This window comes from Candidatus Pelagibacter ubique HTCC1062, assembly GCF_000012345.1.
In the GTDB taxonomy this organism is placed as follows: Bacteria; Pseudomonadota; Alphaproteobacteria; order Pelagibacterales; family Pelagibacteraceae; genus Pelagibacter; species Pelagibacter ubiqueversans.
Genome location: NC_007205.1, coordinates 1 through 13828 on the forward strand (window position 1 = coordinate 1; position 13828 = coordinate 13828).

Consider the following 13828-nt stretch of genomic DNA (forward strand, 5'->3'; position numbering starts at 1 on the left):
TCATCTGTTAAATTTCTTGCATAAGTTACACTTTCTTTTATTGCATCCAAAACTTGTTCTGGAGTTTTATTTAATTTGTGTTTCATGTGTAATGGACTTGTGGAAATAAAAGTATGAATTCTAAATCTTGGGGAAGCTTTTAATGCTTCATGACATGCATCTATATCCTTTTTGCTAGCTCTTGATAATCCACATGGAATAGAATTTTTTAGAATTTTACTTATTGCAGTTACAGCCTCAAAGTCACCAGGGGATGCAATTGGAAAACCAGCTTCAATTACATCTATGCCTAATTCATCAAAAATTCTAGCAATTTGAATTTTTTCTTCAAGACTCATTGATGCACCAGGTGACTGCTCACCATCTCGCATCGTAGTATCAAATATAAAAATTTTATCTTTGTCGCTCATAACCAATAATTTTAGAAAATCTATAATACAATCTATAATAGAGATTGCAAAATAAATGTTGTATTTTGGTTATAATTTATGATCGATTGAGGTTTTTAGTAAAAATTAACTCTTATCACTATCTATTAATTTTTTCTTACCAATCCAAGGCATCATGGCTCTAAGTTCAGCACCAACCTTTTCAATTGGATGATCCGCAAGATCTTTTCTCATTTTTAAAAAGTTCTTTTGGCCACCTTCACACTCTTTCATCCAGTCTTTTGTGAACTTACCAGATTGAATATCAGCTAGAACTTCCTTCATTCTTTTCTTGCTCTCACTATCAACAACCTTTTTACCAGATACATACTCTCCATACTCTGCTGTATTGGAAATTGAGTAATTCATATTAGCAATTCCACCTTCGTAAATTAAGTCTACTATCAACTTTACTTCATGTAGACATTCAAAGTATGCCATTTCTGGTTCATAACCAGCTTCAGTTAGGGTTTCAAAGCCATTTTTAATAAGCTCAACTAATCCACCACATAAAACTGATTGTTCACCAAATAAATCTGTTTCACACTCATCTTTAAAGGTAGTTTCAATAATACCAGATTTCCCCCCACCTATTGCTGAGGCATATGATAATGCAAGGTCTCTTGCTTTACCTGTTCCATCTTGATGAACTGCAAATAAACATGGAACTCCACCACCTCTTTCAAACTCACTTCTAACCAAGTGACCCGGTCCTTTTGGAGCAACCATAAATACATCTAAATCTTTTCTAGCATCAATCAGCTTGTAATGAATATTTAATCCATGAGCGAAAGCTAAACTTGTTCCTTGTTTGATTCTTTGCTCAATATGATTTTTATAAATTGAAGCTTGCAATTCATCAGGTGTTAAGATCATTGCAACTTCTGCCCATTCAGCAGCATCTGACATATTCATAACTCTTAATCCTTTTGACTCAGCTTTTGCTTTACTTGCTGACCCATCTCTAAGCGCTACAACAACTTCTTTGGCTCCACTATCTTTTAAATTTAGTGCATGTGCATGACCTTGGCTTCCATAACCAAAAATTGCTATTTTTTTACTTTTAATTAAATCTACATCTGCATCTTTTTCATAAAACATTTTCATTTTTTTTCTCCTATTGGTAATTAATTTAAAATTTCTGCACCTCTAGTCATTGCTACCGCTCCCGTTCTTGAGGCACTGACAAGACCAAGTGGTTTTAAATTCTTTATCATACTATCTATTTCTCTTCTTAATGCTGTTATTTGAATTACAGCAGATTTATTTGTCTGATCTAATATAACTGGATTATACTTTTTACAAGCATTTAAAGCTTTCTTAATTTTGATAGAATTTGCAACAATTTTTAATAGTGCCATTTCTTTAAATATCACTTTTTTATCTTCTCTTTTAAAATTAACAACATTATGCACTGGAACTAATTTTTTAAGCTGCAATACAATTTGTTCTATAACTTGTGGTGTCCCTGTTGTGACAATAGTAATTCTAGAAAGATTTTTTTTATGGTCAATTTCAGCAACTGCTAAAGATTCAATATTATATCCTCTACCTGAAAATAGCCCTACCACTCTGGATAAAACACTTGCTTCGTTATCAACCCATACAACAATAATGTGTGTATCAATTTTTCCAGATTTACTTGGTGTGCTATATGCGGATTTAGATTTTACCATTTAAACTAATGCTTTTCCTTTTCCTGTAATTTTATTTGCGTCTTGATCCTTTGGGCCTAAAAGCATTTGGTTGTGAGGTTTTCCAGATGGGATCATTGGAAAACAATTCTCTCCTTGATCTACAAGACAGTCAAAAATAACAGGTCTATCTGTGTTAATCATTTCTTCAATTTTTTCATCCAATTCACTTGGATCTTTTGCTCTAATACCAACACATCCATAAGCTTCTGCTAATTTAACAAAATCTGGTAGAGCTTTTGAATAACTTTCAGAATAATTTTTTTCGTGTAGTAGCTCCTGCCACTGTCTAACCATTCCCATATATTGGTTATTTAAAATAAATATCTTTATTGGCAAATTATACTGAACTGCTGTTGATATCTCCTGCATATTCATAAGAATTGAGGCTTCACCTGCTATATCTACCACTAGTTTTTTTGGATGAGCTACCTGAACACCAATAGCTGCTGGTAATCCATAACCCATAGTTCCAAGACCCCCAGATGTCATCCATCTATTAGGTTTATCAAATTTATAATGCTGTGCTGCCCACATTTGATGCTGTCCGACTTCAGTTGTAATATAAGTGTCACTGTTTTTTGTTAATTCGTACAATCGTTGAACTGCATACTGAGGTTTAATAATTGTATCGCTGTTCACAAAACTTAAAGATTGTTTAGTCCGCCATTTTTCAATTTGTAACCACCAGTTTGAAATTTTTTGTTTATTAGATTTTTCTAGATTTAATTTTTTCTTTTTTAATGTTTTAGTCGTTGAACTGATTACATCCGATACATCACCAACTATTGATAAATCAACTTTAACTATCTTATTGATTGAGGATGGATCTATATCAATGTGAACCTTTTTTGATTTCGGAGAGAATTCATCTATTTTTCCTGTGATCCTATCATCAAACCTTGCACCAATATTAATTAATAAGTCACAGTCATGCATTGCATTATTAGCTTCATAAGTTCCGTGCATTCCAAGCATTCCTAAAAATTGATTATCATTTCCAGGATAAGCACCTAGGCCTTGTAAAGTTGAGGTTATAGGAAACCCTGTTAAAGAAACTAGTTCTCTTAACAATTCGCTTGCTTTGGGTCCTGAGTTAATTACTCCACCACCAGTATAAAATATTGGTTTTTTAGACTTACTCATTAATTCAATAAGTTGATCTATGTTTTTTTGATTAAATCTATTTAAATTTTTAGTAACAACTTTTTTATCTTTATTTGGTTTTGAGTATTTTGTTTTTGCAAATTGAATATCTTTTGGAATATCAACTAATACTGGTCCTGGTCTTCCTGTTGTTGCAACCTCAAAGGCTTCATGCATAATTCTTGGTAAATCATTTATATCTTTAACTAACCAGTTATGTTTTGTGCAAGGTCTTGTAATTCCTGTAGTATCACATTCTTGAAAAGCATCTGTTCCAATTAAGTGTGTGGGTACTTGTCCTGAAATACAAACTAGAGGAACTGAGTCCATATACGCGTCGGTTAATGCAGTTACAACGTTTGTTGCACCTGGTCCTGAAGTAACCAATACAACACCTGGTTTTCCAGTTGATCTTGCATAACCTTCTGCAGCATGACCTGCTCCTTGTTCATGCCTAACTAAAATATGTTTTATAGTTGGATGATTTTTTAGTTCATCATAGATAGGAAGAACTGCTCCACCTGGATATCCAAAAATATGTTCAACTTTTTGGTCTTCAAGACACTTGAATACTATCTCTGCTCCTGAATATAATTTTGGCATCCAGGCAATCTATCGGACTTTATGTTAATTGGTCAAGTTTAAGAGAAGATTTTTTTAATTTTTTTATATAACCATCTAATTTGATTGGATCAACTTTAATCCACGATGTCATCCTAGTTCTTGCCCAAGTCGCTTGTCTTTTAGCGTATTGTCTTGTTTTAATTGATATTAACTCTTCTGCTTCATCCAAGGTAATTTCATCATTTAGATACTGTGTCAATTCGGCAATCCCAATTACCTTGTTTACACTCTGATCTTTTTTAATTTTTAGTTTAAGAAATTTTTTAACTTCAGAAATGGCTCCATTATTTAGCATGCTAGAAGTTCTTAAATTAATTTTTTCAACAAGCTTTTCTCTTTTTGTATCAATATGTAGTTTTAAAAAGTCACTATCATTAAATTCAGATTTAGTCTTAGCTAACCAATCATACATAGATATATTTGTATAAGATTTAATCTCATAAGCTCTTATGGATCTTTGAGTATCATTTGGATCAAATTTGTCTTTGATTTTAGGATCAAGTTTTAAAAGTTTTTTATAAAATTTTTTTTGTCCTTCTTTTTTAGACATTAGTCTAACTTTATTTCTAAACTTAAGAGGTATCTCTGGAATTTTAACTAGTCCATTGATTAATGATTGAAAATATAGACCTGTTCCACCAACTAAAATTGGAATTTTTTTCTTTTTTTGAATATTTTCAATTTTTTTAATTGTTAGTTCTAACCATTGTCCAGTTGAAAATTTTTCATTTAAATCAACAAATCCATATAAATGATGTTTAATATTTTTTTGTTCTTGCTTGTTGGGTCTTGCAGTTAATATTTTTAATTTTTTGTAAACCTGCATACTGTCGGCATTGATGATTTCTCCTTCAATTTTTTTTGCAATCTTAACAGCAAAATTTGATTTACCTGATGCAGTCGGTCCTGAAATTAAGATAATTTTGGACTGCTTGTCCATTATTAATCTAGCTTAACACCAATATATCTTCTTTGGTTTTGATTATTGTAAATTACAATCAAAATAGTTTTTTGATTAGATTTTAAAACAGTGCCTACAATATCTTCAAGATCTTTAGTAGATTTTATTTTTTTCTTTTGAGCTTCAACAATAACATCTCCAACATTTAAGTAATCTATTGGGCTATTTTTTCCAATATTTGTTATAACTAAACCTGTTGTTTGATTGGGTAATTTTCTTTGCTCAATATCTTCATCATTCAATGGTCTTACAATTATTTTTAAAGATTTAATTTCAGAAATTTCAGGTGTTTCTTCTTTAGTTTCTTTTTTTTCTACTTTAAAATCCTCTGAAGTTTCAAGTCTTCCTAGTTTAATTTTTTTTGTAATCTCTCTTTTATTTCTCCAGATTTTAACATCTACAGTTTTACCAACTTCTGTTTGTGCAACAATTATTGGTAATTCTTTCATCTCTTTAATCTTAGTGTTATTAAACTCTAATATAATGTCTCCTGCTTTAATTCCTGCTTTGTCAGATGGGCTATTTTCTGCAACACTAGCAACTAATGCTCCTCTAGGTTCATCTAATTTTTCAACTTCAGCAATTTCTTCAGAAACTACCTGAATTCTAACACCCAGCCATCCTCTTTTAGTTTCACCAAATTCTATCAATTGATTTACAACTCTTTTTGCATCGTTCGATGGTATTGAAAAACCTATCCCAATAGAGCCACCTTTACCCAAAATTGCTGTGTTAATTCCAATTACATCACCATTCATATCAAATAAAGGTCCGCCTGAGTTTCCTGAGTTTATTGATGCATCAGTTTGAATGTAATCTTCATAACGAGACAGTCCGATTGATCTATTTCTTGCTGATATTATTCCTGCAGTAACCGTTCCTCCTAAGCCAAAGGGATTGCCGATTGCGATAACCCAATCACCAATTCTTGCTTGATCAGAATTTCCAAATTTAACTGGTATAAATTTTTCTTTTGAATCTATTTGAAGGACTGCAATATCAGATAAGGGATCAGCACCAACAACCGTCGCTTTATATTCTTTATCACCATCAACTCGAACTAAAATATCTTCTGCATTTTGAATAACATGATTGTTAGTGATTACAATTCCACTCTCTTCTATTATAAATCCTGAACCAAGTGCAGCAGACTTCCTTGTTTGAGGTGTTCCAAATTCTTTGAACATATCTTCAAAAGGTGATCCTGGGGGAAACTGAAAACCAGGAAATGGATTAGAATTTGTAGTAACTGTTGTCGTTGTAGAAATGTTTACAACAGATGGCATTAATTTTTCTGCCAGATCCGCAAATGAAGCTGGTGCGTCTTTTGCAAACCCTTGTGATGCAAAACTTATTGCAAAAAATATAATAAATAATTTTTTAATTCTGTTCATTTTAACTTTTTATATACCAAATAATTATAAAACCTATAACTGCAAAAATTAACCCACCACTTCTTAATTGTGAATCTTTTATCATCTCCATTTTTTTTAACATACTTTTCATTTTTGATGGAAATAAGGCATATAAAATTCCTTCTATAAAAAGAAAAAGTCCAAAAGCTATAATTAGCTCTTTCATTATTTTAGATTAATTTTTAGGTTTTATGTTACCAAAAAATTTAAAGAATTCACTGTCAGGTGATAAAATTAAAGATGTCTGTCCACCAATTAAAGCAGTTTCATAGGCTTGCATCGCTCTGTAGAAAGCAAAAAATTCTGCATCTCTTCCAAAGGCTTCTGCAAAGATCTTATTTCTTTCACCATCACCTTGACCCTTCATGATTTCAGATTCTTTATTAGCATTTGCTAAAATTACAGAAACATCTTTGTCTGCAGTTGAAGTAATTGTAACCGCCATCTCTGCACCTCTTGCTCTAAATTCTTTTGCTTCTCTTTCCCTTTCAGTCTGCATTCTTCTATAAATTGCATCACTGTTTGCTTGTGGAAGGTCCGCTCTTTTAATTCTAACATCTACTATTTTAATTCCAAAACTTTCAGCTTCAGTATTTACACCTTCTTGTATTAAAGCCATTTGTTTAGTTCTGTCTTTTGAAAGTAAAGTTTGTAATTCTTGCTGACCTAGTACATTTCTCAGTCTTGAGTTAATAATTGTTGCTAGTCTTGATCTTGCAACTCTTTCATTGCCAACTGAAATATAAAATTTTAAAGGGTCTACAATTCTAAATCTTGCAAATGCATCAACAATTAAACGTTTTTGATCTGATGCAATAACTTCTTCTGGTGGTGTATCTAAATTTAAAATTCTTGTATCTAGAAAAACTACGTTTTGAATAAAAGGAATTTTAAAATTTAAACCTGGTTTTGTAATAATTCTTTTAGGATCACCAAATTGAAGAACAATCGCTTGGTTTGTCTCTTTAACTATAAACATAGATAGAAACGCTAACGCTCCTACTGCAATAATTATTGGTAATAAAATTTTTTGTACTTTCATTAGTTACTTGCCTTTTTTTTACCTAGCTCTGGTAATGGTAAATACGGCACCACACCTGAACCTGCATTTTTTTCTATAATTACTTTATCAATATCAGCTAAAACTTTTTCCATAGTCTCTAAGTACATTCTTTCTTGAGTAACTTCTTTTGCTTTTGCATACTCTTCATAGATAGATACGAATCTGCTAGCTTCACCTTCTGCTTGAGCAACCACTTGTTGTTTATAAGCTTCAGCTGCTTGCATAATTTTTGCAGCTTCTCCTCTAGCTCTTGGGATCACGTCGTTTGCATAAGCCTCGGCTTCATTTTTTGATCTTTCCATATCCGCCCTTGCAGCTTGCACGTCTCTAAAAGAATCAATTACCTGATTAGGTGGGTCTGCTTTTTGCGTTTGTACTTGAGTTACCTGAATACCACTATTGTATTCATCTAATATCTTTTGAATAATTTCTTGTGTTTCAATTTCAATTTTAGCTCTTCCTTCAGTTAAAATTGATTGAATATTACTTTTAGCAACAACTTCTCTCATTGCAGTTTCTGCAGCAGCTTTCACAGTGCTTTCTGGGTCTTGGACCTCAAATAAGAATTTTCCTGCATCCTTAATTATCCAGAATACTGAAAAATCGATATTAACAATATTTTCATCCCCTGTTAACATTAAACTTTCTTGAGGGATATCTGCCACTCCTCCACCTTGTGAAAAACCACTTTCTCTTTCAGATCTAAAACCAATATCCATTCTATTAACTTTTGTAACTTTTGGTGTTTCAACAGCCTCTACTGGAAAAGGAATATGATAATTTAATCCTGGTTGTGTAGTTTTAATAAATTTACCAAATCTAAGAACAACACCTTGTTCATCTGGAAGTACTCTATATAGACCACTTGCTAACCATACGAAGGCTAAAATAATTAGAACTAATATAATTGGTTTTCCTCCTGATGAGCTTCCACCAGGTAAAAATTTATTTATTTTACTTTGAATATCTCTAATAATTGCATCTACATCAGGTGGTGTAGGTCCTTTTCCCGAACCATTTCCTCCTCCTGGAGGTGTTCCCCATGGGCTTCCACCTCTACCTTGAAAATCGTCTGACATATGGCAAAGTATATAATGTCTTTCTCACAAAAAACAAGTAATGATAAAAATATGACAGATAAAAAGCCAGAACTAAGTGACGCAATGAAGAAAAAATTGGAGCCTAGAAAGTTCACTAAAAATCCTATTTTGGGAACAAAATTTACAATAGCTGTTTCAAGTGCAAAAGGAGGGGTTGGAAAATCAACCTTTGCAACTAACCTTGCTTTAGCTTTAAAACAAATTGGCTGCAAAGTAGGTTTACTTGATGCTGATATTTATGGTCCTTCAATTCCAAAGATGTTTGATATTAATGAAAAACCAAAAAGTGATGGTCAAACCTTAACGCCAATTACAAAATATGACATTCAATGTATGTCCATTGGTTTTCTCGCAGACCAACAAACTCCAATGATTTGGCGTGGACCTATGGTTACTAGCGCAATCAAAACTTTCACACAAAAAGTTGGATGGAAAGATTTAGATTTTATCATTGTTGATATGCCTCCAGGGACTGGTGACACTCAATTAACTTTTTCTCAAGAAATTAAAATGGATGGAGCAATCATTGTTTCAACTCCTCAAGAAGTAGCTCTTCTTGATGTTAAAAGGGGTATCAAGATGTTTGATAAACTTGGAGTTAAAATTTTAGGTTTAGTTGATAACATGAGCTATTTCACTGGTGATGATGGTAAAAAATATAAAATATTTGGTGAAGGTGGGGTTAAGCGAACTGCGGAAGAATTTGAAAAAGAATTTTTAGGAGAAATTCCAATAAATCCTGAGGTTGGAAAATGTGGAGATGAAGGAAAGCCAATTGTTGAGGCTAATCCTGAACACGAAATTTCTAAAATATATTTAGACTTTGCTAGAAAAATTAAATCAACTTATCTTTAAGATCAAAAGAAACCATAAGTTCATTCCATTCTCTTTTGGATAAGCCTGAACTATCTGGATTAACATCCTCACCTTTAATAAGTTTTTGAATGATAATTTTTCCTTTAGCTGAAACTTCTGTGCCCCCTACTCTATAATCCATGAACGCATCATAAGTTATAGGTACCCATTTCTTAACAGTATCTAACATGATGTCAGCATAAACTCTTATTTCATACTGAGCATGACTATCAGCTCTTAATCTTAAAAAATTCATTAAGTTTAATAAATCAGTTTTCCAATACCACTGGGTATAAGTGTTTAAAGTTAAATTCATTCTTGCAAGTTCTCTTGCTAACCCTTTTTTATTTTCATCAATCGTTGATCCATCAAATCTTTGATTGAGCATCATCTCATAGTTGTCATAAGTTTGTTCAGCATCATTTTTTAAAAGTTCTAAAACTTCTTTTGCTTGTTCACCTTCAATAACATCACCTCTACCTTGTCTGTTGCTTGAAGATTGAGCTGCTAAATTTTCTGCAGATGGCAAATAAAATTCTTTATCTAAAATTGAATACCTAGCTGAGTACTCATTAACATTTGCTGTTCTATGTCTTATCCATTGACGAGCAATAAAAATTGGAAGCTTCACATGATATTTGATTTCACACATTTCAAATGGAGTGCTGTGCCAATGTCTCATTAAATATTTAATTAAACCTGCATCTGTTGAAACTTGTTTGGTTCCTTTTCCATACGAAACTCTAGCTGACTGAACAATTGAAGTGTCATCTCCCATGTAATCAATAACTCTTACAAAACCATGGTCTAATGCTGGCATTGCCTCATACAGAATATTTTCAAGCGCTGGGGCAGTAACCCTTTTCGTTTGATTTTGCTGACCTTGTTGATCTTTGATCTCTTGTGATTGTTCTTTAGTTAATTTCATGATTTTTATTGAATCTCTCTCAAATGCTTTTATAGTAATAGTGTTGGCTTGCCAACTACGACGATAAACGAATTTCGTAATAACCATTACGGACGTGGGGGCAGTACCCACCACCTCCACCATTTACAACTTACGGGGGTGAAATAGGATCGACGGGTGACTAAAGGCTATTCTTTCGTTCGGGATTGTTCCACCGTAACGGGCTAAACTTTAAATGCTGACGAAAGTTACGCACTTGCTGCATAATTAACTTAGGTTAATTTTAGAAGCACGGTCTGGGGCACCGGGTAACAGAACGCCCCTACTAATTTACAAATTTAGTTAGATCAGGTTTAAAATATTTAGGGCCCTTCATAACTTTTCCAGATTCGTTATAAATTGGTTTACCATCTTCACCTAATTTGCTCATATTTGAGTTTTGCACTTCTGCAAAACACTTATCAAGATCAATGCCAAACGCATGTCCAGCCCCATAAGTTACATACAATATATCTGTTAAAGCATCTGCAACTTCCAAAAGATCTTTATTTTCCATTGCTTCTTTAAGCTCTTCTAATTCCTCTTTTATTAAATCATATCTAAGACTATTGATCTTATCAGTGCTAAAAGATGGCTTAGTTTTGACTTCTTGACCAAAGGTTTCCATAAAAGTTTTTACTTTGTTAAAATTTGACATTTAGCTCCTGTAAGTTTTTAAAAATTAATATATAAGTATACTAAATTACTAATTATATATTAATCAATGAAATTAAGAAAAGAATTCGATAGCATTGGAAGTATCAACGTACCTAGTGATAGATATTGGGGTGCATCAACTCAAAGATCTAATAAATTTTTTAATATTGGAAAAATTTTAGTTAATATTTCAATAATAAAATCTATTGCGATCATTAAAAGATCTGCTGCTTTAGTGCATTATAAAGAAAAGCAAATAAATAAAAAAATTACTAATTCAATAATTAAAGCTTCAGATGAAGTTATTAAAGGAAAACTAGATGAAAATTTTCCTTTAAAGGTTTGGCAAACAGGATCTGGCACACAAACTAATATGAATGTTAATGAGGTAATTGCAAACCGAGCAATTGAAATATTGGGTGGAAAAAAAGGTTCAAAAAAACCAGTTCATCCAAATGATCATGTAAATAAATCTCAATCAACAAATGATGTTTTTCCAACAGCTATGCATATATCTGTTGCTCAAGAGACTATATCAAAACTATTACCTAACTTAAAAATTTTAGAAAAAGAATTAGCAAAAAAATCTAAAGAATTTAAAAATATTATTAAAATTGGCAGAACCCATTTACAAGATGCAACACCATTATCACTTGGGCAAGAATTTTCAGGCTACCAGGTACAGCTAAAAAAATGCATTGAAAGAGTAGAGCTTTCACTTAAAGAAATATATTTTTTAGCGCAAGGTGGGACGGCTGTTGGAACAGGTATTAACTCTAAAAAAGGTTTTGATAAAAAAATTGTTAAAGAGATTGCTAAATACACAAAAATCCCCTTTAAACCAGCTCCAAATAAATTTGCAGAACTTGCAGCTCACGACTCTATTGTAAATTTTTCAGGCACACTAAATACCTGTGCTGTTGCATTAATGAAAATATCAAATGATGTGAGATTTTTAGGTTCAGGGCCTCGTGCTGGATATGGTGAATTAATATTACCAGAAAATGAACCTGGTTCATCTATTATGCCAGGAAAAGTTAACCCTACTCAATGTGAGGCAGTAACAATGGTTTGTGCCAAAGTAATGGGCAATCATAATGGAATTACAATTGCTGGATCACATGGGCATTTTGAATTGAATGTATTTAAGCCAATGATTGCTCATAATGTACTTCAATCGATAGATCTTATTGCTGATAGTACTAAAAATTTTGCGATTTATTGTGTTAAAGGAATAAAAGCTAACAAGAAAAGAATTAAAGAGCATCTGGATAATTCTTTAATGCTAGTAACAGCGCTAGCCCCGCACATTGGATATGATAATGCAGCAAAAATTGCAAAGACTGCTTTAAAAAATGGGACAACACTAAAATATGAAACTCTTAAAACAGGTCTTGTTGATGAGAAAGATTATGAGAAAATAGTAGATCCTAAAAAAATGATTTACCCCTCATAAAGACCTATTAGTTCGTTTAATAATCTTCTACTTTTAGTTAAATTATTAAAATTAGTATCATTAAAACCTTCAGTTATATTGTAAAATTGATCACTTACTTTATTCTCGTCTATCTTAATATTTTTAAATGCAATTTCATCACCCAATAGATCATAAATTATATTTAACTTAATATTTCTAATGTTTTTTCTTGAATTTTTACTGGTGTTTAAAAAAGAGTATAATTTATCAATATCTTTAATGTCTATTGATAAATTAGCAGTTAAAATTAATCTATCATTTTCTAAAAATAAATCACTATTTGAAACTTCTAATAAACCAATATTGTTGTTGATAAACATTGATTTATCAAAATTTATTTTACCATTTAAAACTTTTAACTCTAGTTTAGCTTCATTAAAGATTTTATCTTTTTTTGTAGATTTAATATTTACTAAAGTTTGTACACTAATATTTTCATTAAACAATAAACCTGATTTAATAAATTCATAAATGATAGAATTTGGTGTAAATAAATTTGAAATTTTATAATCGTATAAATTAATTTTTAGATTTAGATCAAATGGATTTATTGCAAGTTGTCCATTGTAATCTATTTTAGAGTTATAAATTCTAGAACCATCTGATTGAAATATAACTATTTGATCCTTAATACTGTATTTCGTATTGATAGATGAATTTAGTATAGAAATATTATTCATTCCACTTTTTAAATCTTCATCTTTTTTAAAAAATTTATCTATAATTTTAAGTTTAAGATCAGGAGCCTTTATATTAATATTTTTTTGTGAATTTATTGTATTTTGATAATTTAATGTAAAAGGTATATTGAAAATTTCTCCATTTAAATCAAAAAGGTTAAATAAATTTTTTTCATCAAAAAATAAAAATGCATTGGAGATTTTTATAATTGAAATTACTTCATTTAAATTATCTTTTAAAAAAATATTACTATTATTAATTTTTATTTTTTTTTTTGAAAATTTATTTTCACTGTCTTTATAAAGTGGTTTTAAATTATTACTTAATAAAGAAAAATTTGCCTCTTCAATAACTACTTCGTTTATTCTAATACTATCCTTATTGAAAAAATTATTTTGACTAATAAAAACATTTAATGTTTTAATCTCTGCTAAAGAAATTTTGCTGTCTCTAATTAAATAATGAGGTTTTGGTAAAATACGATATGAGATATCAAAAGAGTTACTTAGATTTATATTAAATTCATTACCTAATTTAGTTACAACTTTATTTTGTATCCAATTTTTGTCATATAAAAGAGGTATTAATAAATAAAAAATATAGGTAAATAATATAATAATTGTTGTTATTATATATTTATTAAAAGTACTAACATGAAACTTATTATTTGTTTTATTTTTAAGTTTGAATATTGTCTTATTAATTAAGTTATTAAAATTTTTAACAATTTGTTTCATAAATCATATTGAAAGTTTTAATAGCTTATAATCAAATTTAAAAA

The 13828-nt window shown here is 30.8% G+C and carries 13 protein-coding genes, 1 other RNA gene and 1 pseudogene; 3 read left to right on the forward strand and 12 right to left on the reverse strand.

Annotated elements, in window-relative coordinates; translation table 11 throughout:
- Nucleotides 1-2: 2 nt before the first annotated feature.
- The 9 genes and pseudogenes from SAR11_RS00005 to hflK form a co-directional block, all read right to left on the reverse strand.
- Nucleotides 3-410: pseudogene (locus SAR11_RS00005) on the reverse strand (2-isopropylmalate synthase); the annotation flags it as partial.
- 105 nt (nt 411-515) lie between these two features.
- Nucleotides 516-1535, reverse strand: coding sequence for a ketol-acid reductoisomerase (ilvC, locus tag SAR11_RS00010; protein ID WP_006997909.1), 1020 nt, complete (start codon nt 1533-1535; stop codon nt 516-518).
- Nucleotides 1536-1555: 20 nt separating this feature from the next.
- Complete coding sequence (gene ilvN / locus SAR11_RS00015; RefSeq protein ID WP_006997908.1) at nt 1556-2104, reverse strand: acetolactate synthase small subunit; 549 nt, start codon at nt 2102-2104, stop codon at nt 1556-1558.
- Entirely contained in the window at nt 2105-3871 is a 1767-nt protein-coding gene (locus tag SAR11_RS00020; protein WP_011281400.1) for an acetolactate synthase 3 large subunit, read from the reverse strand.
- A 19-nt stretch (nt 3872-3890) separates the two neighbouring features.
- On the reverse strand, nt 3891-4832 hold the full coding sequence (gene miaA, locus SAR11_RS00025; RefSeq protein ID WP_011281401.1) for a tRNA (adenosine(37)-N6)-dimethylallyltransferase MiaA: 942 nt from the start codon (nt 4830-4832) through the stop codon (nt 3891-3893).
- Nucleotides 4833-4834: 2 nt separating this feature from the next.
- A complete protein-coding gene (locus SAR11_RS00030; RefSeq protein WP_011281402.1) occupies nt 4835-6247 on the reverse strand; it encodes a Do family serine endopeptidase in 1413 nt (470 codons plus the stop codon).
- A 1-nt stretch (nt 6248) separates the two neighbouring features.
- Nucleotides 6249-6434, reverse strand: coding sequence for a DUF2065 domain-containing protein (locus SAR11_RS00035; RefSeq protein ID WP_006997904.1), 186 nt, complete (start codon nt 6432-6434; stop codon nt 6249-6251).
- A 9-nt stretch (nt 6435-6443) separates the two neighbouring features.
- On the reverse strand, nt 6444-7310 hold the full coding sequence (gene hflC, locus SAR11_RS00040) for a protease modulator HflC (RefSeq protein WP_011281403.1): 867 nt from the start codon (nt 7308-7310) through the stop codon (nt 6444-6446).
- A complete protein-coding gene (hflK, locus tag SAR11_RS00045) occupies nt 7310-8410 on the reverse strand; it encodes an FtsH protease activity modulator HflK (RefSeq protein ID WP_011281404.1) in 1101 nt (366 codons plus the stop codon). The genes hflC and hflK overlap by 1 nt, the downstream gene beginning before the upstream one ends.
- On the opposite strand from hflK, the gene SAR11_RS00050 reads away from it, so the two are divergent.
- Nucleotides 8411-9286 carry an Mrp/NBP35 family ATP-binding protein gene (locus SAR11_RS00050; RefSeq protein WP_011281405.1) on the forward strand — a complete coding sequence of 292 codons (876 nt, stop codon included), beginning with the start codon at nt 8411-8413 and terminating at the stop codon, nt 9284-9286.
- On the opposite strand, the gene thyX is transcribed toward SAR11_RS00050, so the two are convergent.
- Nucleotides 9267-10214 carry an FAD-dependent thymidylate synthase gene (thyX, locus tag SAR11_RS00055; protein WP_006997900.1) on the reverse strand — a complete coding sequence of 316 codons (948 nt, stop codon included), beginning with the start codon at nt 10212-10214 and terminating at the stop codon, nt 9267-9269. The two genes, SAR11_RS00050 and thyX, sit on opposite strands and share 20 nt — an antisense overlap.
- 4 nt (nt 10215-10218) lie before the next feature.
- Here thyX and ssrA point away from each other — a divergent pair.
- Nucleotides 10219-10520: a transfer-messenger RNA gene (ssrA, locus tag SAR11_RS06890) on the forward strand.
- Here ssrA and SAR11_RS00060 read toward each other — a convergent pair.
- Nucleotides 10519-10890 carry a nucleoside triphosphate pyrophosphohydrolase family protein gene (locus SAR11_RS00060; RefSeq protein WP_011281407.1) on the reverse strand — a complete coding sequence of 124 codons (372 nt, stop codon included), beginning with the start codon at nt 10888-10890 and terminating at the stop codon, nt 10519-10521. The two genes, ssrA and SAR11_RS00060, sit on opposite strands and share 2 nt — an antisense overlap.
- A gap of 66 nt (nt 10891-10956) precedes the next feature.
- On the opposite strand from SAR11_RS00060, the gene fumC reads away from it, so the two are divergent.
- Complete coding sequence (fumC, locus tag SAR11_RS00065) at nt 10957-12345, forward strand: class II fumarate hydratase (RefSeq protein ID WP_011281408.1); 1389 nt, start codon at nt 10957-10959, stop codon at nt 12343-12345.
- Here the strand turns inward: fumC and SAR11_RS00070 are convergent.
- Entirely contained in the window at nt 12333-13784 is a 1452-nt protein-coding gene (locus SAR11_RS00070) for a hypothetical protein (protein WP_011281409.1), read from the reverse strand. The two genes, fumC and SAR11_RS00070, sit on opposite strands and share 13 nt — an antisense overlap.
- Between the last annotated feature and the right edge of the window lie 44 nt (nt 13785-13828).

Bases quoted from the DNA above. Each gene is read 5' to 3' on its own strand.
- SAR11_RS00035 (WP_006997904.1), bottom strand. From the start codon at position 6,434: ATGAAAGAGCTAATTATAGCTTTTGGACTTTTTCTTTTTATAGAAGGA.
- SAR11_RS00020 (WP_011281400.1), bottom strand. From the start codon at position 3,871: ATGCCAAAATTATATTCAGGAGCAGAGATAGTATTCAAGTGTCTTGAA.
- ilvC (WP_006997909.1), bottom strand. From the start codon at position 1,535: ATGAAAATGTTTTATGAAAAAGATGCAGATGTAGATTTAATTAAAAGT.
- SAR11_RS00050 (WP_011281405.1), top strand. From the start codon at position 8,411: ATGGCAAAGTATATAATGTCTTTCTCACAAAAAACAAGTAATGATAAA.
- thyX (WP_006997900.1), bottom strand. From the start codon at position 10,214: ATGAAATTAACTAAAGAACAATCACAAGAGATCAAAGATCAACAAGGT.
- hflC (WP_011281403.1), bottom strand. From the start codon at position 7,310: ATGAAAGTACAAAAAATTTTATTACCAATAATTATTGCAGTAGGAGCG.
- SAR11_RS00060 (WP_011281407.1), bottom strand. From the start codon at position 10,890: ATGTCAAATTTTAACAAAGTAAAAACTTTTATGGAAACCTTTGGTCAA.
- SAR11_RS00070 (WP_011281409.1), bottom strand. From the start codon at position 13,784: ATGAAACAAATTGTTAAAAATTTTAATAACTTAATTAATAAGACAATA.
- ilvN (WP_006997908.1), bottom strand. From the start codon at position 2,104: ATGGTAAAATCTAAATCCGCATATAGCACACCAAGTAAATCTGGAAAA.
- SAR11_RS00030 (WP_011281402.1), bottom strand. From the start codon at position 6,247: ATGAACAGAATTAAAAAATTATTTATTATATTTTTTGCAATAAGTTTT.
- fumC (WP_011281408.1), top strand. From the start codon at position 10,957: ATGAAATTAAGAAAAGAATTCGATAGCATTGGAAGTATCAACGTACCT.
- hflK (WP_011281404.1), bottom strand. From the start codon at position 8,410: ATGTCAGACGATTTTCAAGGTAGAGGTGGAAGCCCATGGGGAACACCT.
- miaA (WP_011281401.1), bottom strand. From the start codon at position 4,832: ATGGACAAGCAGTCCAAAATTATCTTAATTTCAGGACCGACTGCATCA.